22 protein-coding genes are annotated in these 25,176 nt (G+C 65.4%); 12 read left to right on the top strand and 10 right to left on the bottom strand.

The genetic code is table 11. The annotated features are described in order from the left end of the window. Positions 1 to 84 precede the first annotated feature (84 nt). Genes IG169_RS00240 through IG169_RS00250 form a run of 3 tightly spaced genes read left to right on the top strand, consistent with a single transcriptional unit; the run spans position 85 to position 2,438 of the window. Positions 85 to 396, top strand: coding sequence for a PepSY domain-containing protein (locus tag IG169_RS00240; protein ID WP_193174140.1), 312 nt, complete (start codon positions 85 to 87; stop codon positions 394 to 396). A gap of 3 nt (positions 397 to 399) precedes the next feature. After that, complete coding sequence (locus tag IG169_RS00245) at positions 400 to 1,077, top strand: response regulator transcription factor (RefSeq protein WP_193174141.1); 678 nt, start codon at positions 400 to 402, stop codon at positions 1,075 to 1,077. Continuing rightward, complete coding sequence (locus tag IG169_RS00250) at positions 1,074 to 2,438, top strand: sensor histidine kinase (RefSeq protein ID WP_193174142.1); 1,365 nt, start codon at positions 1,074 to 1,076, stop codon at positions 2,436 to 2,438. The genes IG169_RS00245 and IG169_RS00250 overlap by 4 nt, the downstream gene beginning before the upstream one ends. Before the next feature lie 469 nt (positions 2,439 to 2,907). Here the strand turns inward: IG169_RS00250 and IG169_RS00255 are convergent, their stop codons facing one another. Continuing rightward, positions 2,908 to 3,579: a hypothetical protein gene (locus IG169_RS00255; protein WP_210325797.1), complete on the bottom strand. Its 672-nt coding sequence runs from the start codon at positions 3,577 to 3,579 to the stop codon at positions 2,908 to 2,910. Positions 3,580 to 3,750: 171 nt separating this feature from the next. Here IG169_RS00255 and IG169_RS00260 point away from each other — a divergent pair, with 171 nt between their 5' ends. Next, positions 3,751 to 4,038 carry a GIY-YIG nuclease family protein gene (locus IG169_RS00260; RefSeq protein WP_193174143.1) on the top strand — a complete coding sequence of 96 codons (288 nt, stop codon included), beginning with the start codon at positions 3,751 to 3,753 and terminating at the stop codon, positions 4,036 to 4,038. A gap of 63 nt (positions 4,039 to 4,101) precedes the next feature. On the opposite strand, the gene IG169_RS00265 is transcribed toward IG169_RS00260, so the two are convergent. The 5 genes from IG169_RS00265 to IG169_RS00285 all read right to left on the bottom strand — a co-directional run bounded on the left by IG169_RS00265 (position 4,102) and on the right by IG169_RS00285 (position 8,787). Further along, on the bottom strand, positions 4,102 to 4,260 hold the full coding sequence (locus tag IG169_RS00265; RefSeq protein WP_193174144.1) for a hypothetical protein: 159 nt from the start codon (positions 4,258 to 4,260) through the stop codon (positions 4,102 to 4,104). A gap of 83 nt (positions 4,261 to 4,343) precedes the next feature. Further along, the gene (locus tag IG169_RS00270) at positions 4,344 to 4,721 is read right to left on the bottom strand and encodes a hypothetical protein (protein ID WP_193174145.1); all 378 of its coding nucleotides are present in this window, start codon (positions 4,719 to 4,721) and stop codon (positions 4,344 to 4,346) included. Between the two features lie 103 nt (positions 4,722 to 4,824). After that, positions 4,825 to 5,472, bottom strand: a complete 648-nt coding sequence (locus IG169_RS00275) for a hypothetical protein (protein ID WP_193174146.1) — start codon at positions 5,470 to 5,472, stop codon at positions 4,825 to 4,827. Between the two features lie 164 nt (positions 5,473 to 5,636). Then, entirely contained in the window at positions 5,637 to 8,093 is a 2,457-nt protein-coding gene (gene gyrB, locus IG169_RS00280; RefSeq protein ID WP_193174147.1) for a DNA topoisomerase (ATP-hydrolyzing) subunit B, read from the bottom strand. 118 nt (positions 8,094 to 8,211) lie between these two features. Then, the gene (locus IG169_RS00285) at positions 8,212 to 8,787 is read right to left on the bottom strand and encodes a TetR/AcrR family transcriptional regulator (RefSeq protein WP_193174148.1); all 576 of its coding nucleotides are present in this window, start codon (positions 8,785 to 8,787) and stop codon (positions 8,212 to 8,214) included. 230 nt (positions 8,788 to 9,017) lie between these two features. Here IG169_RS00285 and IG169_RS00290 point away from each other — a divergent pair, with 230 nt between their 5' ends. Both IG169_RS00290 and IG169_RS00295 read left to right on the top strand, forming a co-directional pair. Next, positions 9,018 to 10,160, top strand: coding sequence for an efflux RND transporter periplasmic adaptor subunit (locus IG169_RS00290; protein ID WP_193174149.1), 1,143 nt, complete (start codon positions 9,018 to 9,020; stop codon positions 10,158 to 10,160). Positions 10,161 to 10,182: 22 nt separating this feature from the next. Then, positions 10,183 to 13,311, top strand: a complete 3,129-nt coding sequence (locus IG169_RS00295) for an efflux RND transporter permease subunit (protein WP_193174150.1) — start codon at positions 10,183 to 10,185, stop codon at positions 13,309 to 13,311. A gap of 155 nt (positions 13,312 to 13,466) precedes the next feature. Here IG169_RS00295 and IG169_RS00300 read toward each other — a convergent pair whose 3' ends face one another. After that, on the bottom strand, positions 13,467 to 15,092 hold the full coding sequence (locus IG169_RS00300) for a long-chain-fatty-acid--CoA ligase (RefSeq protein ID WP_193174151.1): 1,626 nt from the start codon (positions 15,090 to 15,092) through the stop codon (positions 13,467 to 13,469). Positions 15,093 to 15,284: 192 nt separating this feature from the next. On the opposite strand from IG169_RS00300, the gene IG169_RS00305 reads away from it, so the two are divergent. Beyond that, positions 15,285 to 16,454, top strand: a complete 1,170-nt coding sequence (locus tag IG169_RS00305; protein WP_193174152.1) for an acyltransferase family protein — start codon at positions 15,285 to 15,287, stop codon at positions 16,452 to 16,454. Positions 16,455 to 16,512: 58 nt separating this feature from the next. On the opposite strand, the gene IG169_RS00310 is transcribed toward IG169_RS00305, so the two are convergent. Together IG169_RS00310 and IG169_RS00315 are read right to left on the bottom strand one after the other, a co-directional pair. Further along, a complete protein-coding gene (locus IG169_RS00310) occupies positions 16,513 to 17,844 on the bottom strand; it encodes a GAF domain-containing protein (protein WP_193174153.1) in 1,332 nt (443 codons plus the stop codon). After that, on the bottom strand, positions 17,841 to 18,392 hold the full coding sequence (locus tag IG169_RS00315; RefSeq protein ID WP_193174154.1) for a hypothetical protein: 552 nt from the start codon (positions 18,390 to 18,392) through the stop codon (positions 17,841 to 17,843). Before IG169_RS00315 ends, IG169_RS00310 begins: the two co-directional genes overlap by 4 nt. Before the next feature lie 226 nt (positions 18,393 to 18,618). Here IG169_RS00315 and IG169_RS00320 point away from each other — a divergent pair, with 226 nt between their 5' ends. Next, on the top strand, positions 18,619 to 19,260 hold the full coding sequence (locus IG169_RS00320; protein WP_210325798.1) for a hypothetical protein: 642 nt from the start codon (positions 18,619 to 18,621) through the stop codon (positions 19,258 to 19,260). A 26-nt stretch (positions 19,261 to 19,286) separates the two neighbouring features. Next, positions 19,287 to 20,669, top strand: coding sequence for an FAD-binding oxidoreductase (locus tag IG169_RS00325; RefSeq protein ID WP_193174155.1), 1,383 nt, complete (start codon positions 19,287 to 19,289; stop codon positions 20,667 to 20,669). Between the two features lie 52 nt (positions 20,670 to 20,721). On the opposite strand, the gene IG169_RS00330 is transcribed toward IG169_RS00325, so the two are convergent. After that, complete coding sequence (locus tag IG169_RS00330; RefSeq protein WP_193174156.1) at positions 20,722 to 21,720, bottom strand: NAD(P)-dependent alcohol dehydrogenase; 999 nt, start codon at positions 21,718 to 21,720, stop codon at positions 20,722 to 20,724. A gap of 99 nt (positions 21,721 to 21,819) precedes the next feature. On the opposite strand from IG169_RS00330, the gene IG169_RS00335 reads away from it, so the two are divergent. Genes IG169_RS00335 through IG169_RS00345 form a run of 3 tightly spaced genes read left to right on the top strand, consistent with a single transcriptional unit; the run spans position 21,820 to position 25,104 of the window. Then, positions 21,820 to 22,728: a LysR family transcriptional regulator gene (locus tag IG169_RS00335; protein ID WP_193174157.1), complete on the top strand. Its 909-nt coding sequence runs from the start codon at positions 21,820 to 21,822 to the stop codon at positions 22,726 to 22,728. Further along, a complete protein-coding gene (locus IG169_RS00340; RefSeq protein WP_193174158.1) occupies positions 22,725 to 23,699 on the top strand; it encodes an LOG family protein in 975 nt (324 codons plus the stop codon). Before IG169_RS00335 ends, IG169_RS00340 begins: the two co-directional genes overlap by 4 nt. Before the next feature lie 25 nt (positions 23,700 to 23,724). Continuing rightward, complete coding sequence (locus tag IG169_RS00345; RefSeq protein WP_193174159.1) at positions 23,725 to 25,104, top strand: MBL fold metallo-hydrolase RNA specificity domain-containing protein; 1,380 nt, start codon at positions 23,725 to 23,727, stop codon at positions 25,102 to 25,104. Positions 25,105 to 25,176: the final 72 nt, after the last annotated feature.

Consider the following 25,176-nt stretch of genomic DNA (forward strand, 5'->3'; position numbering starts at 1 on the left):
GCGCCGTTCTGGCAGGGCGGCGATGACAGATGGCTGACGGAGGCTGTAAGCGTTTTGTCATTTATCGGATGCGATAGGCTGCTGATGCGCCGGCTGTTGATCATCTTTCTCCTGCTTGCCCCCGCTCTCGCGGGACAGTCGGCGCATGCCGACAGCGGCCGCAAGGAGCGCGACGACCTGACGGCGGCGCGCAAGCGCGGCGAGATCCTGGCGCTGGCGGAAATCCTCGACCGGGTGCGGCCGCAGATCGGCGACAAGATCATCGAGGTGGAATTCGAAAACGACGGTGGCAAAATCGTCTACGAGATCTACTATCTCGACGACACCGGCCGGCGGCGCGAGATCACGGTCGATGCGAGCGACGCCAGCGTGATGAACAGCAAAGAGCAAGACTGAGCCATGCGCATCCTGGTCATCGAGGACGACGAACGCATCCGCGACGACGTGAGCGCGGCGCTGACCGCGGCGGGCTACGTGGTCGACGCGCAGGCCGACGGCGAGGAAGGCTGGTATCTCGGCGACACCGAGGCCTACGGCGCGGCGATCCTCGATCTCGGCCTGCCGCACATGGACGGGCTGTCGATCCTGAAGCGCTGGCGCGAGGCCGGGCGCGAGCTTCCCGTGCTGGTGCTCACCGCGCGCGGCTCGTGGAGCGAGCGCGTCGAGGGCATCGACGCCGGCGCCGACGACTATCTCGCCAAGCCGTTCCGGATGGAGGAACTGATGGCGCGGCTGCGCGCGATCCTGCGCCGCTCGGCCGGGCACGCGTCGCCGGTCATCAAGGCGGGCGAAGCCGAACTCGACCCGCGCCAGATGCGATTTTCGGTGCGCGGCGTGCCGCTGGCGCTGTCGCCGCAGGAATACCGGCTGATCGCATATCTGATGCTCAACAAGGGCCGCATCGTGCCGCAGCAGGAACTGGCCGAACACCTGCAGTCGCTGCATTTCGAGCGCGAATCCAACGCCGTCGAGGTGCTGATCGCGCGCGTCCGGCGCAAGCTGCCGATCGCGCTGATCGAGACGCGGCGCGGCTTCGGATACACCATCGCCGACACGCCCGAGACAGAGAAGGCATGACCGGAACCTTCGCGCGCCGGTCGATCCGCCGCCGGCTGATGGCCTATGCCGCCGGGATCATGGCGGTGACGCTGGTGATCGCCGGCTTCGGCCTGACGGCGCTGTTCACCCGCAACCTTGAGCGCCGCGTCGGCCAGGAACTCGACACCCATATCGCCCAGCTCGCCGGCGCGCTGCGGTTTTCGCCCGACGGCACGGTGACGCTGTCGCGCGAGCCGGCCGACCCGCGCTTCGACCGGGTGTTCGGCGGGCTGTACTGGCAGGTGCGCGACGACGCCACCGGGCAATTGATCCGCTCGCGCTCGCTGTGGGACCAGGAACTCGACCTGCCGGACGATTTGCTGACGCCCGGCGTGGTGCATGTCCACGACGCCATCGGCCCGGACGGCGCGAAACTGCTGGTGCACGAACAGGCGATCATCGCCGACGCCGGCCTCGCCGAGCACCGGGTGCGGCTGTCGGTCGCCATCGACCGGCGCGAACTCGACCAGCTGCGCGCCGGCTTCGCGCGCGACATCGCGCCGGCGCTGATCGTCGCCGGGCTGGTGCTGCTGCTCGGCTTCGCGGTGCAGATCCGCTCCGGCCTGAAGCCGATGGACGCGCTGCGCTCGGGCGTCGCCGACATCCGCGCCGGCCGCGCGAGGCGGCTCGACGACGCGGTGCCGGCGGAGGTGTCGCCGCTGGTCGAGGAGGTCAACACGCTGCTCGACCACCAGGAGGCGGCGATGCTGCGCGCCCGCGACCGGGCGGCCGACCTCGCGCACGGGCTGAAGACGCCGCTGACCGCGCTGTCGGCCGACGCGCGCAAGCTGCGCGCCATGGGGGTGACCGACATCGCCGACGACATCGACGAACTGGCGCTTCGCATGCGCGCCCATGTCGAGCGCGAGATGGCGCGCGCCCGGCTGCGCCACGGCGCTGCGACGCAGGCGATCGCGCTGGCGCCGGCGGCCAACGCCATCATCAGGGCGCTGCAGCGCACGCCCGCCGGCGAGGACAAGGTGTTCGAGACGGCCATCGAGGCCGGCATGACGGCGCGCGTCGAGCCGGACGATCTCAACGAGATTCTCGGCAACCTCGCCGAAAACGCCATGCGCCACGCCAGGGAACGGGTCCGCGTCTCGGCGACGCGCGACGGCGACGAGGTGCGGCTGACGATCGAGGACGACGGCGCCGGCGTCGGGCCGGAGCAGCTCGCCGAGATCCGCCAGCGCGGCCGCCGCCTCGACGAGACCGGCAAGGCCGGCGCCGGCCTCGGCCTCGCAATCGTCTCCGACATTCTCGACGAATGCGGCGGACGGCTGGAACTCGGCGCGTCGCGGATGGGCGGATTTTCGGCCACGGTGGTGCTCAGGGGGTGAGAAGCGGTCGGCCTTTGGCCGGCCAATCGACAACGATTTGTCGATTGGAGCGACGAACGCCCGGAGCGATAGCGCAGGGCCGGCGGTTGAAGGCGGGCTCCCACCGTCTTCCTCACCCCATCCTCCGTCATCCTCGGGCATGACCCGGGGATCCACGGCAAAGAAGCTCGGCGACCATGGCGGGCTCCCTCGCCTCCCCCTTGTGGGGAGGCCGGCGAGTGGCTCGCGCAGCGAGACAGAGCCGGGTGGGGGTAAGAACCTCCATCGAGGAGACTTGTTACCCCCACCCGGATCAGCTGCGCCGTCCGCTGCGCGGCCGCCTTGCTTCTCCGGCCTCCCCACAAGGGGGAGGCGAAGCGCGCGGCATCGGCGCCGCGAGCCCCTTTGGCCCCGGCCTTAAGCTCCTCGCTTTCCTGTTCGTAAGCGGCAAGCCGCTGTCCGGCGCTCGTCGCTGCCGGGTCCCTGCCGCTCACGACGTGTCCTCCCGCTGCGCGTCATGCGCCAGGGCGTGGCACTCGCGCAGCACGTCGTCGACTTCGTGGATTTGCCGCTTGCGGTGGCCCGGCGGGCGGCCGGGGCGCATGGGGTGGAAGCGTTTTGTGAGGCCGAGGTCCCGGCGCGCCTTCCAGCGGGCAAGGCGCTTCGCGTGGCCGTCGAGATCGCCGAGCGCGCGTTTGAGCCCGGCGAGCCGGCGGCGGAGGCGGGCAGCGTCGACCGGATCGTCCGGCATGGGAACCCGGATTTCAGGGATCGGCGCCGGCTCGGTCAGGCCGATCACGCAAATGCGCGGGAAGGATTTCGCGCGGCGGCGGCGCGGGCGAAAGTCGAACCGCTTGCGCGGATCGATGAGGGGCAGGGCGATGGCGGCGGGTTCGCCTGTGGTGGTGGTTGTCGTGGTTGTTGTGGTGGTGCGTTTGCGGCGCGCCGGCACCACCACAACAAACCCGCGCGCGGCGATCACGATCAGGCGGCGGACGGCGGATTCGGCGGGGCGGAGAATGCTCAGGAGATGGTTGCGCAGATGGCGCGGCAGGGTGGCCACCGCGTCCCCCTCGCCCCGCCCGGCTAGGACGAACAGAGCAGCGACGATGCGCAGGAGTGCCTCGCGGTTGCGGTCGATTGCCCGGGGCCAGTTGATCATGCGCGTCCTTCTCTGCGTTTCGGGGCGGGAGAAGGGTAAGGGAGATGGGAGGGCGGTGGATAAGTTTGATGCAGCGGAAGGGCACGATGCCGGCGATTTGTCGAGCGGTCCTCCCAAACACGTCATCCTCGGGCTTGACCCGAGGATCCACGGCTAGGAACCTCAGTGGTCATGGCGGGCTACGTCTATATCGTTACGAACCACAAGAAGGGCACGCTCTATGTCGGCGTGACCAGCGACCTCGAGGGACGCATCTGGGAACATCGAGAGGGCCTGACGCCCGGCTTCGCCTCTCGCTACGGATGCACGCGGCTAGTCTGGTACGAGCAACACGATCACATCAGCGATGCGATCCAGCGGGAGAAATCGCTCAAGCGCTGGTACCGGCAATGGAAGATCGACCTGATCGAGGCGATGAATCCGGACTGGAATGATCTCTATCTTCTCCTGAACAAGTGAGTCCCCTGGCCGTGGATCCTCGGGTCAAGCCCGAGGATGACGGAAGAAGGTTGGGCTATGACGCTAATCGCCAATATCGGCGCAAAGATCATCGCCCGCGATACGCCACTGCGGCGGGGTGGCTTTATCGCCCTCGCCCAGCCCGGCCATAGCGAACAGCGCCGCGACGACGCGCGGGAGCGCTTCGCGGTTGCGGTCGATTGCCCGGGGCCAGTTGATCATATGCTTCCGTCTCCGCGTTTCGGGGCAGGAGAAGGATAAGGGAGGTCGGGGGGATAAGACTAACTAACTATACCGCTATCCCGTCATTCTAGGATGTCGAACTCCCGACCTATTAGGCTGAGATCTCGCCGCGAAAGAACCACGTTCAATCTCTTAAAGAGCTTAGTGACATCTTCAATAGATAGATCGTGAACACCGACTTTTATCAGTTGTGGTTTATCGATTTTGGAGAGAGCTTTATGAGCTTCGTCTGCATCCTTTGCGTTGATCAGATATCCATAGACTTGCGGAGGATTACCGGCATTCTCCATGTATATCTCTACGCTGACGAGTGATTGACCCTCTTTCATCAACCCTCGCTCACGCAGCAATGCATGAACGCTGTTATTAATATCATCATCCGCAGCCGCCTCGCCAATCCAATCATCGTATTGAACGCCAGCCTTAAAACATTCGGACATTAGATGCTTACTCCTATATTCATTTTTCGCTAATATTAAATCACAAGCTCTCTTAGAGAATAATTCTTGCTAAAAAATACGGACCCTCATTTTATTCATTCTGTTAAATTCTCAAATCGCAGTTTTCAATGATTGCTTGGGCAACAGCTTCCAGAAAGCGATCCATCTGCTTTGACTTCTTCTGAACTCGTTTAGACCACTGTCTGGTTACTCTTCGGTATTCATCGCGGGCGGCTTTCTCAGAAATATCCTTCAGTTTGCCAGACGCAGTTTCTACGATGAAGAGCCTGCTGGTCTCTAAATCATCAAAACGCTCATGGTGATGAGCCCGATTCCGCGCTCGAAGTTCAGCTGAAAACACCTTGTCATATAATTTGATGAATTTTCCGATGTCTAGATTTTTATCCTGCATACAGTCATTAACCGCATTAAGAACGCTCTTTATCCGCTCCCGGATCTCATAAAATCTGCCAAAATACATCTCACACATGTGGACCAAATGCCTTTGGCGAGATACGGGAAGTCCGTGAAAGGGATAGCGGCGAAAATAATATTCACAATCCTTAAGAGCAGACACACTGTCCGCCAGCGAGAGAAAACATATAACAATTTTATGCTTTTTCTCTATATCTTCGGGAAATTGAAATCCTTCTTCTAGTTCTTTGTAGTCTCTTCTTATTATATCGTCGAAAAATAGCGTATACTTGAGCTTTTTTCCGCGCCATTCTCGCCAGCCGGGAACTTCCTCCAAATCTGAAATGAATCTAGATATATTTCCCCAGAGTGCGCGCAGCGCTGCATTATTTTCGTCGGCTTTAGCTTCCGAAGACAGATCAGTCGCCGTTTGAACTTTAGCATCGCTTTGTCTAACAGCTATCGGATTCTCTCGCTTACAATCAATTCATAATGATCGGACTAAATATCCAGATTCGCCACGGACAGCGCGTTGTCCTGGATGAAATTCCTGCGCGGTTCGACCTCGTCGCCCATCAGCTGGGCGAAGAGCTGGTCGGCGTCGGTGGCGTCGTTGACGCGGACCTGCAGGAGCGAGCGGGCGTCCGGGTCGAGGGTGGTTTCCCAGAGCTGTTCGGCGTCCATTTCGCCCAGCCCCTTGTAGCGCTGCATGGTGAGGCCCTTGCGGCCGAAGGCGAAGACGAGATCGATTAGCTGCATCGGGCCGGAGACGGTGTCGGCGATCTCCTTGCGGCGCAGCACCGGCGGCTCGGCATAGACCTCCATCAGGCGCGGAGCGAGCTGGTTGAGCGCGCGGGCGTCGGCCGAGGCGACAAGGGCGGCGTCGAGCGTGACGGCTTCCTTGACGCCGCGCACGGTGCGCTCGAAGACATAGCCGCCGGCGCCCTCGTTGGAGGGATTGACCCTGCCTTCCCAGCCGCGCTCTGTCTCCTCGGAGATCATGTCGAGGCGGCGGGCGACTTCGGCGGCGGCTTCGGCCGCGCGGGCCGGATCGGCGAGCACCGCCGGATCGAGCGCGCCGGCGATGGTCGCCTGCTCGACGACCGAGCGGTCGTAGCGGGTGTGCAGGCTGGAGAGCAGCGAACGCATGTGCAGCGCGGCCTCGATGACGGCGCGCAGGTCCTGGCGGGTGCGCACCTCGCCGGTGGAGAGCTCAAGCGCGGTGTCGTCGAGCGACAGGTCGATGAGGTAATCCTCCATCGCCTTCTCGTCCTTGATGTATTGCGAGGTCTTGCCGCGCGTCACCTTGTAGAGCGGCGGCTGGGCGATATAGAGGTAGCCGCGCTCGATCAGCTCCGGCATCTGGCGGAAGAAGAAGGTCAAGAGCAGGGTGCGGATATGGGCGCCGTCGACGTCGGCGTCCGTCATGATGATGATCTTGTGATAGCGCGCCTTGTCGGCGTTGAACTCGTCACTGCCGATGCCGGTGCCGAGCGCGGTGATCAGCGTGCCGATCATGTCGGAGGAGAGCATGCGGTCGAAGCGCGCGCGCTCGACATTGAGGATCTTGCCGCGCAGCGGCAGGATCGCCTGGTTCTTGCGCGAGCGGCCGCCCTTGGCCGAGCCGCCGGCGGAATCACCCTCGACGATGAAGATCTCGGACTTGGCCGGGTCCTTTTCCTGGCAGTCGGCGAGCTTGCCGGGCAGCGAGGATATGTCGAGCACGCCCTTGCGGCGGGTCAGCTCGCGGGCCTTGCGCGCCGCCTCGCGGGCGGCGGCGGCCTCGACCACCTTGCCGACGAGAATCTTGGCCTCGCCGGGATGCTCCTCCAGCCATTCGGCGAGATGCTCGTTGACGAGGCTCTCGACCACGGGGCGAACCTCGGAGGAGACCAGCTTGTCCTTGGTCTGGGAGGAGAATTTCGGGTCCGGCACCTTGACGGAGAGGACGCAGGTGAGGCCCTCGCGGGTGTCGTCGCCGGTGAGCGTGACCTTTTCCTTCTTGGTCAGGCCGGACTTCTCGGCATAGCCGGTGACCTGGCGGGTCAGCGCGCCGCGAAAGCCGGCCAGGTGGGTGCCGCCGTCGCGCTGCGGGATGTTGTTGGTGAAGGCCAGAACGTTCTCGTGGTAGCTATCGTTCCACCACAGCGCGACCTCGACGGTGATGCCGTCCTTCTCGCCGGTGATGTAGACCGGGGCCTCGATCAGCGGCTTCTTGGAGCGGTCGAGGTAACGGACGAACTCCTCCAGCCCGCCCTCGTAGAACAGTTCCGTCTCGCGGGGGTCGGCGTGGCGATGGTCGGTGAGCTTGATGCGGACGCCGGAATTCAGGAAGGCGAGCTCGCGCAGGCGATGCTCCAGCGTGTCGTATTTGAACTCGACATTGGTGAAGGTCTCCTGCGAGGGCGTGAAGGTGACTTCCGTTCCGGTGTAGGACCCGGCATCGCCTGTCACAGCGAGCGGGCCGTCGGCGACGCCGTGGGTGAAGCTCATCTCGTGGAACTTGCCGTTGCGGGCGATCTTCAGCTTGAGCGAGACCGAGAGCGCGTTGACGACCGAGACGCCGACGCCGTGCAGGCCGCCGGAGACCTTGTAGGAGTTCTGGTCGAACTTTCCGCCGGCATGCAGCTGGGTCATGATGACCTCGGCGGCGGAGATGCCCTCGCCGGTGTGGATGTCGGTCGGGATGCCGCGGCCGTTGTCGGTGACGGTCACCGATCCGTCGGCGTTGAGCGTCACGGTGACGAGGTCGGCATGGCCGGCCAGCGCCTCGTCGATGGCGTTGTCCACAACCTCGTAGACCATGTGATGCAGGCCGGAGCCGTCGTCGGTGTCGCCAATATACATGCCCGGGCGCTTGCGCACCGCGTCGAGGCCTTTCAGGACGCGAATCGAGTCGGCGCCGTACTCGGCGGGATCGCGGATGATTTCTTCAGGAATTTCAGGCGTTTCGGTCATATGGTCCGGGTCTTTTCGAAGGCGCGGCGGGCAAACCGGGGAGGCCGGCCGAATCGCGCGCAAGTTCATGACAAACATATAGGATTTCCGGGCCGAAATGCCAAATGCCGCGGGGCGATCAGGCGGCGCCGCCGATGCCGTGCAGGAAGACGTGGATCGCGAGATCGAGGCGGCGGCCGAAATCCTCCTCCAGCCTGGCGCCGGCGCGCGGCGCGATCAGCTTGTCGATGAGATTGTCATAGGCCATGTCGGCCATCAGGCTGGCGGCGGCCGTGGTGTCGGCGATGGCGATCTCGCCGCGCGCGACCGAGCGGTCGAGTTCGGCGCGGACCATGGCGCGCACCGCCTGCGGCCCCTCCTGCAGGAACTCGCGGGCGAGGTCGGGCTGGCGCTCGGCCTCGGCGACGACGGCGCGCAGGATCGCGGTGGGGATATGACCGGGCAATTCGCCGCTCGCCGGCGTCAGCAGCAGGCGCAACCGGTTTTCGAGCGGCAGATCGAGTTCGCCGCCGGACAGCGGTCGGGTGACGGCGTTGCGAATGCGCCGGACGATCGCGGCAAACAGCGCGGAGCGGTTCTCGAAGACGCCGTAAAGGGTGCGCTTCGACATGCCGGCCTCGCGGGCGATGGCCGACATGGAGGCCCGGCCGAGGCCGTCGCGCAGGATCACGGTCTCGGCGGCGTCGAGGATCATCGCCTCGCGCTCGGCCGTGTCGTACTGGCGGGGCCGGCCAGGCCCGCGGCACTCCTCGCCGCATGCATCGTTTTGCGTTTGCGCGATTATTCCGTCCTCCCCTCTTCGCAGTCGCAGCAAAACACTTGCGCGCGCCGCGAAAATCGATTTATAAAACCAACTGGTTTTCATATTAGCCGCCCAGCGCGCCCGTGCCAAGCGGCAAGATCACACAGCCAGGAGAATCCGACATGAGGCATGTGCGCAGCGCACTCCTTACCTGCCTGCTCGCCGCCGGCATCGCCGCGGCGCCGGTCGCCGGCGCGCCGGCGCTGGCGCAGCAACAGGGCCAACGCCCGCCGACGGCGGTGACCGTGGTCACGCTGCACGAGCAGAACGTGACGATCACCGCGACACTGCCGGGGCGCATCGTCGCCTCGGGCGTGGCGGAAGTCCGGCCGCAGGTCAACGGCATCATCACCGAGCGGCTGTTCCAGGAAGGCTCGCGGGTCGAGGCCGGCGACGCGCTCTTCCGGATCGACCCGGCGTCCTACGAGGCGCAGGTGGCGGCGGCCGAGGCAGCGGTCGCGCAGGCGCAGGTGGCGCTCGACTCCGCGAACCGCGAAGCCGACCGCGTCGACGCCCTGCGCACGCGCAGTGTGGTCAGCGAACAATCGGTCGACGAGGCGATCTCGACGCGCGATGCCGCAAAGGCCTCGCTGCAGGTCGCCAAGGCGCAACTGCTGGCGGCAAATATCGATCTCGAGCGCACGACCATCCGGGCGCAGCTTTCCGGCAGGATCGGCCGCACGCTGACGACGCAGGGCTCGCTGGTGACCGCCGGGCAGGCGAGCCCGCTGGCGGTGATCCGCAAGCTCGACCCGGTCTATGTCGACGTCACCCAGTCGGCCGCGGACATCATCCGCTGGAAGCGCGGCGAAACCGGCCTCGACGACTCGGCGGACACCACCGTCAAGCTGACGCTGGCCGACCGGCAGGGATACGAACACACCGGCGAACTGACCGCCGCCGAACCGCATGTCGACGAACAGACCGGCGTCGTGCTCTTACGGCTGCAGTTCCCCAACCCCGAGGAACTGCTGCTGCCGGGCATGTATGTGCAGGTGGAGTTGCCGCAGGGCATCGCGAAGGACGTCGTCCTCGCGCCGCAGGAAGGCGTCTCGCGCGACCGGCGCGGCAATCCGACCGCGCTCGTCGTCAATTCCGACAACGTCGTCGAGCAGCGCAGGCTGACCGTGCTTTCCGACCGCGGTTCGGACTGGATCGTGACCGACGGACTGAAGGAGGGTGACCGGCTGATCGTCGCGGGCTTCCAGAAGATTGCCGCCGGCGCGACCGTCGACCCGCAAGAGCGCCAGGCGGCGCAGAACTGACCCCTTTTCAGCGGAGGCCGCAATGGCACGCTTTTTCATCGACCGGCCGATTTTCGCCTGGGTGATCGCGATCATCATCATGGGCGCCGGGATTCTTTCGATCCTGACGCTTCCGGTGTCGCAATATCCGCAGATCGCGCCACCCTCGATCGCGGTGCGCGCGGCCTATCCGGGCGCGTCGGCCGAGACGGTCGCCAACACGGTGACGCAGGTCATCGAACAGCGGATGACCGGCCTCGACGGGCTGCGCTACTTCTCGTCCAGCTCCACCTCCGCCGGTTCGTCGTCGATCACGCTGACCTTCGAAACCGGTACAGACCCGGACATCGCGCAGGTGCAGGTCCAGAACAAGCTGTCGCAGGCGACGCCGCTGTTGCCGGAAACGGTGCAGCGTCAGGGCGTCACGGTGCAGAAATCGACGGCCAGCTTCCTGATGGTGATCGCACTGATCTCGGATGACGGTTCGCTCGACCAGGCCGACCTGGCCGACTACATGAACAGCAACCTCGTCGACGAATTCAGCCGGATCGAGGGTGTCGGCGAGGTCCAGGTCTTCGGCTCCAAATACGCGATGCGGATCTGGCTCGATCCCTCGAAACTCGCCGCCTACGGGCTGACCCCCAGCGACGTGGTCAGCGCCGTCTCGGCGGAGAACGCGCAGATATCGGCAGGCTCCTTCGGCTCCCTGCCGGCGGTCGAGGGCCAGCAGCTCAACGCCACGATCACGGCCCAGTCGCTCTTGAGCACGCCCGAGGATTTCGAGCAGATCGTCTTGCGCGCCGAAACCGACGGCGGCCTGGTGCTGCTCAAGGACGTGGCGCGCGTCGAGGTCGGCGCGCAGGACTATTCGACGATCGCGCGCTTCAACGACAAGCCATCGGCCGGCATGGCGATCCGGCTCGCATCGGGCGCGAACGCGCTCGACACCGCCGACCGGATCAAGAAGCGCATCGAGGAATATTCGGCGTTCTTCCCGGAGAATGTCAGCTACGTCATTCCCTACGACACGACGCCTTTCGTGCGGCTGTCGATCGAGGAGGTGGTCAAGACGCTGGCCGAAGCAATCGTGCTGGTGTTCCTGGTGATGCTGCTGTTCCTGCAGAATATCCGCGCCACGTTGATCCCGACGCTGGCCGTGCCGGTGGTGCTGCTCGGCACATTCGGCATTCTCGCGGCCGCCGGGTTCTCCATCAACACGCTGACCATGCTGGCCATGGTGCTCGCGATCGGCCTGCTCGTCGACGACGCCATCGTGGTGGTGGAAAATGTCGAGCGCATCATGGAGGAAGAGGATCTCGGGCCTCTCGAGGCGACCCGCAAGTCGATGGGCCAAATTACCGGCGCCCTGATCGGCATCGCGCTGGTGCTGTCGGCGGTGTTCGTGCCGATGGCGTTTTTCGGCGGATCGACCGGCGTGATCTACCAGCAGTTCTCGATCACCATCGTCTCGGCAATGGCGCTGTCGGTCTTCGTCGCGCTGACCCTGACGCCGGCGCTGTGCGCCACGCTCCTGCGCAAGAAGGACGCCCACCACGCCAAGCGCGGCCCGACCGGCTGGTTCAACCGCGGCTTCGACGGCGTAAGCCGCGGCTATAGCGGCACCGTCGGCTGGTTGATCCGGCGGCCGCTGCGCGTCGGCATTGTCTATCTCGCCCTCGTGGGCGGGATGGCCTGGATCTTCACCCAGACGCCGACCGCCTTCCTGCCAGACGAGGACCAGGGCATCCTGCTGACGCTGATCCAGGCGCCGACGGGCGCAACGGCCGAACGCACGCTCGAAGTGGTCAAGAAGGTGGAAAACCACTTCCTCGAAGGCGAGAAGGACAGCGTGGATTCGGCGTTCGGCGTCGTCGGGTTCAGCTTCGCCGGACAGGGCCAGAACATGGGGCTTGCCTTCGTGCGCCTGAAGGACTGGTCGCAGCGTCCGTCGCCGGCGCAAAGCGTGCAGGCGATCGCGGGTCGCGCCTTCGGCGCGCTCAGCCAGATCAAGGATGCGCTGGTGTTCCCGATCGTGCCGCCAGCCGTGCCCGAGCTGGGGATTTTGAGCGGTTTCGACTTCTATCTCGAAGCGCGCAACGGGCAGTCGCACGAAGAGTTGCTGGCCGCCCGCAACCAGATGCTCGGCATGGCGACACAGAGCCCGATGATCAGCTCGATACGTCCGTCCGGCCTCGAGGACGCGGCGCAGTTCCATCTCGATATCGACTGGCGCGCCGCCGGCGCGATGGGGCTTTCGGCGACCGATGTCGGCCGGCTGCTCTCGGTGGCCTGGGCCGGGTCCTACGTCAACGACTATATCGACCGCAACCGCATCAAGCGCGTCTACGTCCAGGGCGAAGCGGATTCACGCGCAACGCCGGAAGACCTGACGAAATGGCGCGTGCGCAACGCCAGCGGCGGCCTCGTGCCGTTCTCCAACTTCGCCGAGGGCCGCTGGACCTTCGGGCCGCAGGGACTGGACCGCTATAACGGCGTGCCGGCGATGCATATCCAGGGCAGTCCGGCGAATGGCGTCACGACCGGCGAGGCGATGAACGAAATCGAACGGCTGGCGGCACAGCTGCCGCCCGGCTTCGACATCGCCTGGACCGGCCTGTCGCTGGAAGAGCGCCAGTCAGGCAATCAGGCGCCGCTGCTCTACGCCTTGTCGCTGGCGGCGGTGTTCCTTTGCCTCGCCGCGCTCTACGAGAGCTGGTCGATCCCGTTCGCCGTCCTGCTGGCGATGCCGATCGGCGTTCTCGGCGCGCTTTTGTGGACATGGCTCGGCGGCTATCAGAACGGCGTGTTCTTCCAGGTCGGGCTTCTGACCGTGATCGGCCTGACCGGCAAGAACGCGATCCTGATCGTCGAATTCGCGCGCGACCGCTACGAGGCCGGCGAATCGCTGTTCGACGCGGTGCGCACGGCGGCGCGGCAGCGCTTCCGCCCGATCATCATGACCTCGATGGCGTTCTCGCTCGGCGTCTTGCCGCTGGTGCTTTCCACCGGCGCGGGATCCGGCGGGCGGACCGCGATCGGCACGAGCGTGCTCGGCGGCACGATCGCGGCCACCGTGTTCGGCATCCTGTTCGTGCCGTCGTTTTTCGTGCTGGTCACCCGCCGGCGCAGGAAGGCGGCGACGGAAGCAGGCGCGAAAGCGGAGACGGCATGAGTTTCAGGCGCGGGTCTGCTTCGCAAGCGCCTCATAAATCTTACGCCAGCGTTTAACGCTTTTGGCGTGCAACGCCTTGACGACGGGGGTGGCTCTCCCCGCCGCAGGCTTTTTATTAACGATACGATTCTTCTTCATGGCTGACAGAATAACATCTATCCCGCCAGCTTGTACTCCGCGAACTGCTCGCGCAGCGTCGTCTTCTTGATCTTGCCGGTGGCGGTGTGGGGGATCTCGTCGACGAAGGCGACGTCGTCGGGCATCCACCAGTCGACGATCTTGCCCTTCATGAAGGCGAGGATGTCGTCCTTTTTCGGCGAGCAGCCTTCCTTGGCGACGACGATCAGCAGCGGGCGCTCGCTCCATTTCGGGTGCGGCACTCCGATCACAGCGGCCTCCGCGACCTCCGGATGGCCGACGGCCAGGTTTTCCAGATCGATCGAGGAGATCCATTCGCCGCCGGACTTGATGACATCCTTGGAGCGGTCGGTGATCTGCATGTAGCCGAATTCGTCAATATGGGCGACGTCGCCGGTGTCGAACCAGCTTTCGTCGTCGAACTGCTCCGAACCGGCGCCGCCGTAATAGGAGGAGGCGACGGCCGGGCCGCGCACTTTGAGGCGGCCGAAGGTCTTGCCGTCCCAGGGCAGTTCGTTGTTGTCGTCGTCGGTGATCTTCATCTCGACGCCGAAGGGCGCGCTGCCCTGTTTCTGCTTGATGTCGAGCAACGCGTCGCCGCTCTTGCCGGCGTGTTCCGGCTTCATGGTGCAGAGCGACCCGAGCGGGCTCATCTCGGTCATGCCCCAGGCATGGATGACCTCGACGCCGTAGACCTTCTCGAACTTCTCGGTGATGGCGCGCGGGCATGCCGCGCCGCCAATGACGACCTTGTTCAGATGCGGCAGCATCTTTCCGGTGGTTTCGAGATAGTGCAGCAGCATCAGCCAGACGGTCGGCACGGCGGCGGAGAAGGTGACCTTCTCGGTGTCGAGCAGTTCGTAGATGGATTCGCCGTCCATCTTGCCGCCGGGCATGACCATCTTGGCGCCGATCATCGGGCAGGTCTGGCCAAGGCCCCAGGCATTGGCGTGGAACATCGGCACGACCGGCAGGACCACGTCCTTCGAGCCGATGCCCATCGCATCGGGCATGGCGGCCATCATGGCGTGGATGACGTTGGAGCGGTGCGAATAAAGCACGCCCTTGGGATCGCCCGTCGTGCCCGAGGTGTAGCACATGCCGCAGGCGGCATCCTCGCCGACATCGTTCCAGACGAAGTCGCCGTCGGCGCCTTTCAGCCATTCCTCGTAGGCGACGACGTTTTCGAGCGCGGTCTCGGGCATGTGGGCGGCGTCGGTCATGACGATGACCTTGCGCAGGGACGGCACATGCGCGGCGAGTTTCTCGACCAGCGGCATGAAGGTGAGATCGACGAAGATCGCGCGGTCGGCCGCGTGGTTCATGATCCAGGCGATCTGCTCGGGGAACAGGCGCGGATTGAGCGTGTGGTAGACGCCGCCCATGCCCATGATGCCGAACCAGGCCTCGAGATGATTGCCCGAGTTCCAGGCGAGCGTCGCGATGCGGTCACCGGGCTCGAAGCCCTCGCGGTCGAGCAGTTGCGCGATCTTCAGCGCTCGGCCGCGGATATCCGCATAGGTCATGCGGACGATCGGACCCTCCACGGAGCGCGACACGACCTCGCGGTGCGGATGCTGACGGGCGGCGAAATCAATGATCTTGTGGCAGACGAGCGGCCATTCCTGCATCAGTCCAAGCATGCGTTTCCTCCCAGAATGCATTTCAAGCGAGTGTGGCGAAACGGGCGCGAATGTCCAGTAGGGGATTTCGCGGAATATGCGGCAAGCGCATCCGCTATGGCTCCGCCCGGCATTGACGCGGATCAATGCGCCGCCGGATCGTGCAACGGAGGGTATGCAGGCACATATCCGCGCGGCAGGGGAGGCGACATCATGAGTAAAGTGCCGCCGCAGGCGCGGCTATTCCATCTGGACAATTTGCGCACGGCCCTCGTGCTGCTCGTCGTGGCGCATCACCTCGCCCTGGTCTACGGGGCTTTTGCGCCGTTCTACTATCAGGAGCCGCCATTCACGGATCCGCTGGCATTCCTGCTTCTCGGCGTCTTCGTGCTGTTCAACCAGGCATGGTTCATGGGCGCGATGTTTTTCCTGGCCGGCTATTTCACGCCGGGTTCCCATGACCGCAAGGGCGGCGGCGCCTTCCTGAGAAGCCGGCTCCTGCGGCTCGGAATTCCGGTCCTGGCGGCGATCTTCCTGATCGAGCCGGTCGCGCGGATCGGCTTTTTCCTGATGCCTTCCAGCCTGACGGGCATCACCGCGCCGCCGACACTGGCAGACTATCCGAAAATGCTCGGCCTCGGACCGCTGTGGTTCGCGCTGATGTTGCTGATCTTCGATGCCGGATACGCGCTGTGGCGCCGGATCGCCGGCGAACACCCGCCGGTGGCGGAAGAGCGGAAGGGCTTTCCCGGCATCGTGGCGGCAATCGGCGCGATCGCGGCCCTGGCGGCGGCGAGTTACCTGTTCCGCATGGCGGTGCCGATCGGCAAGGAAGTGCACCTCGTTCTGCCCTTCCTCAATTTCCCGACCATCGCCTATCTGCCGCAATATCTCGGCCTGTTCGTGCTCGGCGCCATGGCGTGGCGCCACGAATGGCTGCGCGGCCTTCCGGGCTCGGCGGGCGTGGCCGGCGCGATCCTCGCGGCGGCGGCGTCGGTGCTGCTTTTTCCGCTCTCCGTCAGCGGCGAAATGTTCTCAATCCGGTTTTCCGAGGCGGCGGAGTTCACCGGCAACGGGCACTGGCAGTCGGCCGCCTATGCGCTGTGGGATTCGACGATGGCGATCGGCATGATGCTGGGATCGATCGTTCTGTTCAGAAGGGTTTTCACCGGCGGCGGCGCGCTGTCGCGCTTCCTGTCCGGACACAGTTTCACGGTCTATATCATCCACAGCCCGCTTATCGTCTTCATCTGCTACGCGATGCGGGACATCGGGCTGCCGGCGCTGGCGAAATTCGCGCTGGCGGCGATCATCGTCATCCCGGCCTGCTATGCGGTCGCTTACGCGATCCGGAAGCTGCCGGGAGCGAAAAGGGTTCTCTAGCCGGACCCGCCGGAACGCCGGCACCGCGGCTTCTGCGGCCGGGATCGCGCAGCGGCGCCTACAGGTCCTCCAGCACCAATGATCCGTCGACGACGAGGCGGAAGCGGCCGCGGCCGCACTTGTCCATGCGAATGCCGGCGTCGCGCTCGCAGAGACGGCGCTGCAGCAGGACGAGGCGGGCCTCCAGGTTCTCGGCATATTCGGGAAGGCGCAGCGATGGATCGAGGCGCAATTCGCGGTTGGTGAACTCGACGCGGCCTTCGCCGGCGTGTTCCCTGACGAGCTTCCAGAGGATCGCGCCGGCAACGCCCTTGATGAGATAGTCGTGGCCGATAAAGACCGTGTTGTCGGCGGCATAATGGCGGACGCGGATCTTGCGGCCGGTCACCGCGCCGGAGGCGGGCGGCGTGCCGGTTGCTTCCGGGACCTCCTCCTCCTGCAGCAAGGCGATCAGTGCCGAGAGCTGGCCGGTCACAAGCGACAATGCGTCCTCCTCGTCATAGCCGAACTGGTTCGGCTCCGGGCTTTCCGCAAACAGCACGCCAATGGTCTTGCCGCAGCGCAGGATCGGCATGGCAATCTGGCTCTGCGGCGCCGGCAGGCCGGGATAGGGGATGGCGGTGTCGCCCGACCAGTCGAGGCCGGCGGCGCGGGCGCTGCCGAGGACCGCGGTGCCGTAGGAATATTCCGACGCCATGCGGCCGATGCGGATCGGCACCCCCTGCCGGGCGGCGACGCCGATGACGCCCTCGCCAAGGCCGACCTCGGAGCCGATGCCGGACACCGGATAGCCGCGCGAGGCGACAGTGTAGAGCCGGTCCGTCGTCGCGTCGAGCATCAGGACCATCGCGTGCTCGATGCCGAAATGCTGCTGCATGCCGGCAAGCACGGCGTCGAACAGATCGCCGAGTTCGTCGCAGGCAGCGATCCGGTCACAGACGCGCCGCGCGCCCGACAACAGGTTGCAGCCGACCGGCTGCGGCATCGTCAACGAGGGAATCGACTCGATTTCGCGGATGCGGAAAACGTCGGAGCCGAGCAGCCGGAAGACGCCCTGCATGCCGCTATGCGATGCGATGCCTGCGAGCTTGGCGCGCATCGCCTCGAACAACGGGCCGCTGGTCTGCGTCTCGACATAGTCGAGCGCGAGCCGGTACTGGGCGTTGGTTTCGGGATCGACGACGGCGACAGACGCCCGTTTCGTCGCCAACAGGTTGCGCCGGGTCTTGTTGAAGAACTGGTAGGAGAGCGCGACGTGCTCAGGATCGACATACTGGACATGCGAGATCATCGACACATTGGGCGTTCCGTCGGCATCGGCGGTCGCCAGAACCGACGGGACGATGCCCTCCAGGCAGTTGCGGATCGCGGAAAGCGCCGGCGCCGTCATGGCTTCAGTTCCGCGCCCGCTCCGGGACCGGGCGTCTGTACGAAGGCGGCGTCGAGCGTCAGGTCGACGGCGACAATGTCCGCGGCGTCGACGGTGCAATAGGCCGCCGCGAAGGCGGGCGGGTAATCGATCTCGACCAGTTCGCGGCGAAGGCCGTCAATTTGCCGGATGGCGGCCTCGCGATCCTCGCCGGTCGCGGCCGCCACGACGGCGCGCGCGCCCTTCACCTGGATCGAGCGGTGCGTGATCGGCTGGCTGAAGGTGGCGGCGACACCGCCGCCGCGCTGCACGACCGTCAGAAACCGTTCATTGCCCCGACGCATCATCAGGAGCCGAATTCGCCCGCCATGCACAACGCGGCAGCCGCACCCCAACCCGGCGACGGGCGCCTCTCCCGGACCGCAGGCGGCGATCAGGACGCTGACCCCCTGCTGGCAGAAAGTCGCGAGATCGGGCGTCAGCACGACGGGCGCGCCGCCTTCCGCCGCGAAGGCCCGGCGCGCCTCGATATCAATATCGGGCGTGTGCGGTTCAGGGGCGCGGGACATGGTTCATTACCAGGCTCTTATCGCGATCACCGGATCAGGTCAGACTTTTTGACGATCGGCGCAAGAACGCCGCGCGCATTCCTTTAGCATTCTTTTATGATTTCGTGCAGGACCATTTAGCGAGCGGACCAAATCGCTTTGGACTATTGACCCGCCTGTCGACACCGGGCCCGCGACCGGACCCCGGTGCATGCGATTCCAAACCAGAACAGACAGGATCAAAGACATGAAAAACCCCGCTTCCGGGCGCACGATGCCGTTCGCCCGCCTGATGCTCATCACCACCGCCCTCGCCGCCGCCGTGCCGCTCAAGGCCGAAGCCTCGGATGCCGACGTCACCGCCGCCATCGAGGAGATCAAGGCCGCGACGGCCCGCTACGCCGACGTCAATGTCGCGCTCGCCGAGGGCTATATCCAGGACCCGTCCGGCCATTGCGTCAGCGCCGCCGCCGAAGGGCTTCCGGCCGAATGGGGCGCGATGGGCGTGCATTACCTCCGCCCCGACGTCATCGGGATCACCGCGGTCGAGCCGCGCGTCTACGGCACCGGCCTCAACACCGATTTCCTGAAGCCCTCGGTGCTGCTCTACGAGCCGCAGGCGGACGGATCGATGAAGCTGGTCGGCGCCGAGAACGTGGTCTTCGAAAAGGCCTGGAAGGAAGCCGGCTTCCGTGACGGCCCCGCCTCCATGGGCCGCAACTGGGACTACATGGCCGACGACCCGAATACGCCCGGTGACGAGGCGCATGGCTTCGAGCCGCATTACGACCAGCATGTCTGGTTCGTGAACAACCCGCTTGGCCAGCTGATGCCGTTCAACCCGGCGATCACCTGCGAGCATTTCAAACACGCGGCGCACACCAACTGAACCGCACCGACTTCGAGGAAAAGACGATGAACACGAATGATCTGAAACAGGCGATCCGCGGAACGGTTACGACCCGCGCCGACGCCGGATACGAGACGGTCCGCCAGGGGCTGCTGTGGAACGGCCGCAAGCCGGACCGGTTTCCCGAAATCGTCGTCAGGGCGAAGGACGCGGCGGATGTCCGGACCGCCGTGAAGTTCGCCGCCGCGACGGGCCGGCGCGTGTCGCCGCGCGGCGGCGGGCACCAGTTTTCCGGCATTGCGCTGCAGGACTGCGTGGTGATCGACCTTTCGCAGATGAATGCGCTGTCGATCGACGCGGACGCCCGCATCGCCCGCGCCCAGCCCACGGTGACGAACGGCAAGCTCGCCGCCGCACTGGCCGAGCACGGGCTCGCCTTTCCGACCGGGCATTGCGCCAGCGTGCCGCTTTCCGGCTACCTGCTCGGCGGCGGCTTCGGCTGGAACGCCGGCGCCTGGGGCATCGCATGCCACAATGTGGACAGCGTGGAGGTGGTGCTCGCCGACGGTTCGCTGGTCAATGCCAGCGAGACCGAGAACCCGGAGATATTCTGGGCCGTGCGCGGCGCGGGACCGGAGTTCTTCGGCGTGGTGACCGAGTACCGGCTGCGGCTGCACGATCTGCCGCGCGCCATCCGCACCAGCATGTGGACCTACGAGATCGACGAGATCGGGGCGGTCGAACGCTGGATGAGCCGGGCGATGACGCGCGTGCCGCGCAATGTCGAGTTCACCGCCGCGATGTCGTCGGCGCCGCCGCCGCTGGCTGGACACGCGACCAAGACGGTGGCCGGCGTGGCGACGATCTTCGCCGCGTCCGAGGAGGAAGCCGACGAGACGCTGTCGATCATCGCGGAAGACGCGCCGGAGGGTGCGCTCGACGTGCAACTCGGCATGGAGACGCCGTTCGAAGTGCTCTACCTGATCACCGGCCAGTTCTACCCGGAAGGGCGACGCTACGCCGTCGACACGAACTGGTCCGCCGATCCGTCCGCGCTGCTGACGCGGATGGCCGAAGCGGTCAAGGACGCGCCCTCGCCGGAATCCTACGCGATCGGCGTGGTGCTGCCGCCGATGGATGGCGAAACCATGCCCGATACGGCCTTCTCGATGGCCGGCCCGGCCTTCGGTTCCGCCTATGCGATCTGGCAGGACGACGGTGACGACGCGGCGAATTTCGCCTGGCTTCGCGGGATGAGCGCGGACATCGCGCCGATCTCGATGGGCCATTACATCGGCGAGGCCGATCTCGACCTCGCGGAGCGGTCGCCGAATTCGTTTGCGGCTCCGGCCTACGAGCGGCTGCTGCATCTGCAGCGCAAATACGATCCGACCGGCCTGTTTTATCGGCCCGGACAGGTTGCGGAACCGATGCGCAGGGTCAGCTGACGGTCCGCGACCATCCCCGTCCGGCGCGCGCGGCGCCGGGCGGGGCTTTGCGTTACGCGGCCCCGCTTTCCGCGGCGCCGTCGGCGGCGACGGTGACGACGACGCTGCCGGTCTTGTGCCGGGTCTCGACGCGGCGATGGGCGTCGGCGATGCGTTCGAGCGGGTAGCGGCTGTCGATGACCGGTCGGATCGCACCCTTCTCCACGAGCTCCGCGACGTATTCCATGTCTTCGCGCGTGTCGCCGTTGACGCCGATGACGACCCTGCGGCCGCCGGTCACCGAGGTGACGAGCGCCTGCAGGATCTCGCGGGCGCCGAATTCCAGCGGGATGTAGACGCCCTTCGGCGCCAGCGCGCGCTTCACCACGGCGAAGGTCGCGATGCCGGCGGTATCGAAGATCAGGTCGTAGGTCTCCGCGCCATCCGTAACCTCCTGCTTACGATAATCGATGACACGGCCGGCCCCCAGCGACGCGACCAGGCCGACATTCGCCGTACTCGCAACGCCGGTGACCTCGGCGCCGAGATGTTTCGCGATCTGGACGGCGTAAACGCCGACGCCGCCAGAGGCGCCGAGGACGAGCACCTTCCGGCCGGGTTTCAGTTTCGCGAAATCGCGCAGGAAGACGAGCGCGGCGACTGCGCCGAATGGGATCGATGCCGCCTCGTCATAGCCGGTTCCGGCGGGCATCCTCGCGATCGCGGCATTCTCGCCGACCGCCAGATATTGCGCATGCGCTCCGCCATCGGAGAAGCCGAAGACGGCATCGCCGAGCCTGAAGCGGGTGACGTCCTTGCCGCGCGAGACCACCCGGCCGGCGAATTCGTGGCCGAGGACCTTGTTCCTCGGCGCGAAGAGCCCGAACATCATCCGGCCCGGCAGCCACATGATGCCGGGAAATGCCGAGGCGCGGAGCCGCCAGTCGGCGGTGGTGACGGTGGTCGCATGAACCTGCACGAGCACGTCGCCGTCGCCGATTTCGGGTCGCGCCACCTCGTCCACGTGGAGGACATCGGCGGGGCCGTATGTGTCGTATATTGCCGCTTTCATTGTTCCGGTTTCCAGTTGTCTGTTTCGCTGGTAGCGTTATATCCATGCATGATTACTGCATAAATTGACTAATTTCGTCGATTTGATATGCAAATTTGCATGGATTGGCGCTCGGTGAAATTCGACTGGAACCGCGCGCGGGCCTTCCTCGTCACGGCGGAGGAGGGCTCGCTGTCGGCGGCGGCGCGGGCGCTCGGCATGACGCAGCCGACGCTCGGGCGGCAGGTCGACGCGCTGGAGGCGGAACTGGGCGTGGTGCTGTTCGAGCGCGCCGGACGCGGACTGGTGCTGACGCCCGCCGGGCTGGAACTGCTCGACCACGTGCGGGCGATGGGGGACGCGGCCAGCCGCATCTCGCTGGCGGCGTCGGGCCAGGCGCAATCGATCGAGGGATCGATCTCGATCACGGCAAGCGAGATCTACTCGGCCTTCCTGCTGCCGCCGGTCGTCGAAAGACTCCGGCGCGAGGCGCCGGGCATCGAGGTCGAGATCGTCGCCTCGAACGCGACCATCGATCTGCGCCGGCGCGAGGCGGACATCGCCATCCGCTCGTTCCGGCCAACCCAGCCGGACCTGATCGCCAAAAAGATCGGCGATGATGCGGCGCGGCTCTACGGATCGGCCGGCTATCTCGACCGGATCGGCAATCCGCAAACGCCGGAGGAGCTGAGCCGGGCCGATTTCATCGGCTTCGACACGACCGGCGTGATGGTGGAAGGACTCAACAAGCTCGGGCTGAGCCTGACGCGGCGCAATTTCCCGGTGCTGACCAGCAACCACCTCGTGCACTGGGAACTGGTCAAGCAGGGCGTCGGCATCGGCATCGTTCCCGAGGCGATCGGCGACGCCGAGCGAAAAGTCCGGCGCGCCCTGCCCGGCCTCGACCCGATGATCTTTCCGATGTGGCTGACCACGCATCGCGAACTCAACACCAGCCGCCGAATCCGCTATGTGTTCGACCTGCTGGCCGAAGAACTCGGCACCACGACAAGACGGGACCCGCAATGACCGACGACGCCGGACCTCCAAGACGCCCGGAAGGGCGCGTGCCCTCGCCGGCGCATCCGCAAAAACGGCGCGAGGCGCTGCCGTGGTGCGCGCCGAAATCGCAACTCGACGATCCGGACGCGCCGGGACGCGTCGCCGCGATCCAGAACAGCGCAAGCTACAAGCCGGCCATCGAGGACGTTTCCTTCCTGAACCACGACACGGCGCGCGGGCCTCGGCTGGAGCTCGACTATCTGAAAGCGGAAACCCTGCTGGAGGAACACGGCGTCGAACACTCCATCGTGGTGTTCGGCTCGACGCGCATCGCCGAGCCGGCGACGGCCAGGCGCCATGTCGCCGAACTGCGCGAAGCGATCGCACGCGATCCCGGCAACACCGCGCTGAAACAACGGCTCGCTTCCGCCGAGCGGATCGCCGCCAAGAGCCGCTATTACGACGTCGCCCGCGCACTCGGGGAGATCGTCGGCGCGGCGGAAGGGCCGGAAGGCCACCGGCTGGTCGTGGTGACGGGCGGCGGGCCGGGAATCATGGAGGCGGCGAACCGCGGCGCCTGGCAGTCGGGCGCGCGCTCGGTCGGGCTCAACATCACGCTGCCGCACGAGCAGTTCCCCAATCCCTACATCACGCCGGACCTGTGCTTCCAGTTCCATTATTTCGCCATGCGCAAGCTGCATTTCATGATGCGGGCGCGGGCGCTGGTGGTGTTCCCCGGCGGCTTCGGCACGATGGACGAATTGTTCGAGACGCTGACGCTGATCCAGACCCGCAAGATCTCGCCGGTTCCGGTCGTGCTGGTCGGCGAGGAATACTGGCGGCGCGTGTTCGACCCCGACTTTCTCGTCGAGGAAGGCACAATCGATCCGGAGGACCGCGACCTGTTCTGGTTCGCGGAAACGGCCGAGGAGATCTGGGCCGACATATTACACTGGTACAAGCTTGCCGGCCGCCCGCTGACGGGCCAAGGCGAATAGATTTACGGGATCAGGGAGAAACACAGTGCAACTGTCATTCCACGGCGCCGACCAGGGCGTCACCGGCTCATGCCATCTCCTGACCTGCGGCGGCAAAAAGATCCTCGTCGACTGCGGGCTGTTCCAGGGCCGCCACGAAATCCATGAGGACAATGCGGAAACGTTCGGTTTCGAACCGTCTGACATCGACATCCTGCTGCTCACCCATGCGCATCTCGACCATTGCGGGCGCATCCCGCTCCTGGTCAAGCGCGGCTTTTCCGGCGAGATCATCACCACCTCGGCGACGCGCGAACTGGCGCGCCTCGTGATGCTCGATTCGGCGCATCTGCACGAGGAGGAAGCAAGGCGGCGGGCACGCAAATCGCACGACAAGCATGCCGAGGGGCCGCTCTATGACGAACTCGACGCGCTCAACAGCTTCGACTGTTTCGGCCGCACGGCGCAGTATCACAAACCGATCCAGCTGGCGCACGGCATCACCGCGACCTTCTTCGACGCCGGCCACATCCTCGGCTCGGCGAGCGTGCTGCTGGAACTGAGCGAAGGCGAAAGGCACCGGCGGGTGCTGTTTTCCGGCGATATCGGCAATTCCGGCCGACCGCTCCTGCGCGATCCGGAGGTGCCGCCGAATATCGACACGGTCATCATGGAAACGACCTATGGCGACCGCAACCACCGCGACCTGGATGCCTCCGTCGCCGAGTTCTACGACGCGATCACGGATGCGGACGAGCGCGGCGGCAACATCATCATACCGACCTTCGCGCTCGAACGCGCACAGGAACTGCTGTTCTACCTGCACGAGGGCATCCGCCGCAAAAAGATCCCCGAGGGGCTGCGGGTGTTTCTCGATTCGCCGATGGCGATCTCGGCGACCGAGATCTTCAAACGGCACCCGGAGGGTTACCGCCCGGAAATCCAGCGGCTGTTCGGCGACAAGGGCGACCCGTTCGGCCTGCCCGGCCTGCATTTCGTGCGCGACGTCTCGGAATCGATCCGGCTGAACTCGATCCGCTCCGGCGCGATCATCATGGCGGGGTCCGGCATGTGCACCGGCGGGCGGGTGCGGCATCACCTGCGCCACAATCTCGCTCACCACGACTGCAGCGTGATTTTCGTCGGCTTCGCGGCGCAAGGGACGCTGGCGCGCCAGATCGTCGACGGGGCAAGCCATGTGCGGCTGTTCGGCGACGACATCCCGGTGCGGGCGCGCATTCACACGATCAACGGTTTCTCGGCGCATGCCGACCAGAGCGAATTGCTGGACTGGCACGCCAGGACGGGCAATCCGGAAACCACCTTCCTGGTGCATGGCGAGGCGGACACGATGGAACACTTCGCGCGCAAGCTGAAGAACACCAAGGTGGTGATGCCGAAATTCGGCGAGACCCGGGAGTTGTAAGCCGGCAAAACGATTTGCGCCGCGCGCCGCCCACGGGGGTGGTGGGCAGGCGCGCGGCGCAGACGAACCGGC

Origin of the sequence: Oricola nitratireducens (genome assembly GCF_014904745.1) — a bacterium.
In the GTDB taxonomy this organism is placed as follows: Bacteria; Pseudomonadota; Alphaproteobacteria; order Rhizobiales; family Rhizobiaceae; genus Oricola; species Oricola nitratireducens.

Excerpts from the sequence above, each read along its gene's own strand:
- IG169_RS00240 (WP_193174140.1), top strand. The coding sequence starts at position 85 with ATGCGCCGGCTGTTGATCATCTTTCTCCTGCTTGCCCCCGCTCTCGCG.
- IG169_RS00245 (WP_193174141.1), top strand. The coding sequence starts at position 400 with ATGCGCATCCTGGTCATCGAGGACGACGAACGCATCCGCGACGACGTG.
- IG169_RS00250 (WP_193174142.1), top strand. The coding sequence starts at position 1,074 with ATGACCGGAACCTTCGCGCGCCGGTCGATCCGCCGCCGGCTGATGGCC.
- IG169_RS00255 (WP_210325797.1), bottom strand. The coding sequence starts at position 3,579 with ATGATCAACTGGCCCCGGGCAATCGACCGCAACCGCGAGGCACTCCTG.
- IG169_RS00260 (WP_193174143.1), top strand. The coding sequence starts at position 3,751 with ATGGCGGGCTACGTCTATATCGTTACGAACCACAAGAAGGGCACGCTC.
- IG169_RS00265 (WP_193174144.1), bottom strand. The coding sequence starts at position 4,260 with ATGATCAACTGGCCCCGGGCAATCGACCGCAACCGCGAAGCGCTCCCG.
- IG169_RS00270 (WP_193174145.1), bottom strand. The coding sequence starts at position 4,721 with ATGTCCGAATGTTTTAAGGCTGGCGTTCAATACGATGATTGGATTGGC.
- gyrB (WP_193174147.1), bottom strand. The coding sequence starts at position 8,093 with ATGACCGAAACGCCTGAAATTCCTGAAGAAATCATCCGCGATCCCGCC.
- IG169_RS00285 (WP_193174148.1), bottom strand. The coding sequence starts at position 8,787 with ATGATCCTCGACGCCGCCGAGACCGTGATCCTGCGCGACGGCCTCGGC.
- IG169_RS00290 (WP_193174149.1), top strand. The coding sequence starts at position 9,018 with ATGAGGCATGTGCGCAGCGCACTCCTTACCTGCCTGCTCGCCGCCGGC.
- IG169_RS00295 (WP_193174150.1), top strand. The coding sequence starts at position 10,183 with ATGGCACGCTTTTTCATCGACCGGCCGATTTTCGCCTGGGTGATCGCG.
- IG169_RS00300 (WP_193174151.1), bottom strand. The coding sequence starts at position 15,092 with ATGCTTGGACTGATGCAGGAATGGCCGCTCGTCTGCCACAAGATCATT.
- IG169_RS00305 (WP_193174152.1), top strand. The coding sequence starts at position 15,285 with ATGAGTAAAGTGCCGCCGCAGGCGCGGCTATTCCATCTGGACAATTTG.
- IG169_RS00310 (WP_193174153.1), bottom strand. The coding sequence starts at position 17,844 with ATGACGGCGCCGGCGCTTTCCGCGATCCGCAACTGCCTGGAGGGCATC.
- IG169_RS00315 (WP_193174154.1), bottom strand. The coding sequence starts at position 18,392 with ATGTCCCGCGCCCCTGAACCGCACACGCCCGATATTGATATCGAGGCG.
- IG169_RS00320 (WP_210325798.1), top strand. The coding sequence starts at position 18,619 with ATGAAAAACCCCGCTTCCGGGCGCACGATGCCGTTCGCCCGCCTGATG.
- IG169_RS00325 (WP_193174155.1), top strand. The coding sequence starts at position 19,287 with ATGAACACGAATGATCTGAAACAGGCGATCCGCGGAACGGTTACGACC.
- IG169_RS00330 (WP_193174156.1), bottom strand. The coding sequence starts at position 21,720 with ATGAAAGCGGCAATATACGACACATACGGCCCCGCCGATGTCCTCCAC.
- IG169_RS00335 (WP_193174157.1), top strand. The coding sequence starts at position 21,820 with ATGGATTGGCGCTCGGTGAAATTCGACTGGAACCGCGCGCGGGCCTTC.
- IG169_RS00340 (WP_193174158.1), top strand. The coding sequence starts at position 22,725 with ATGACCGACGACGCCGGACCTCCAAGACGCCCGGAAGGGCGCGTGCCC.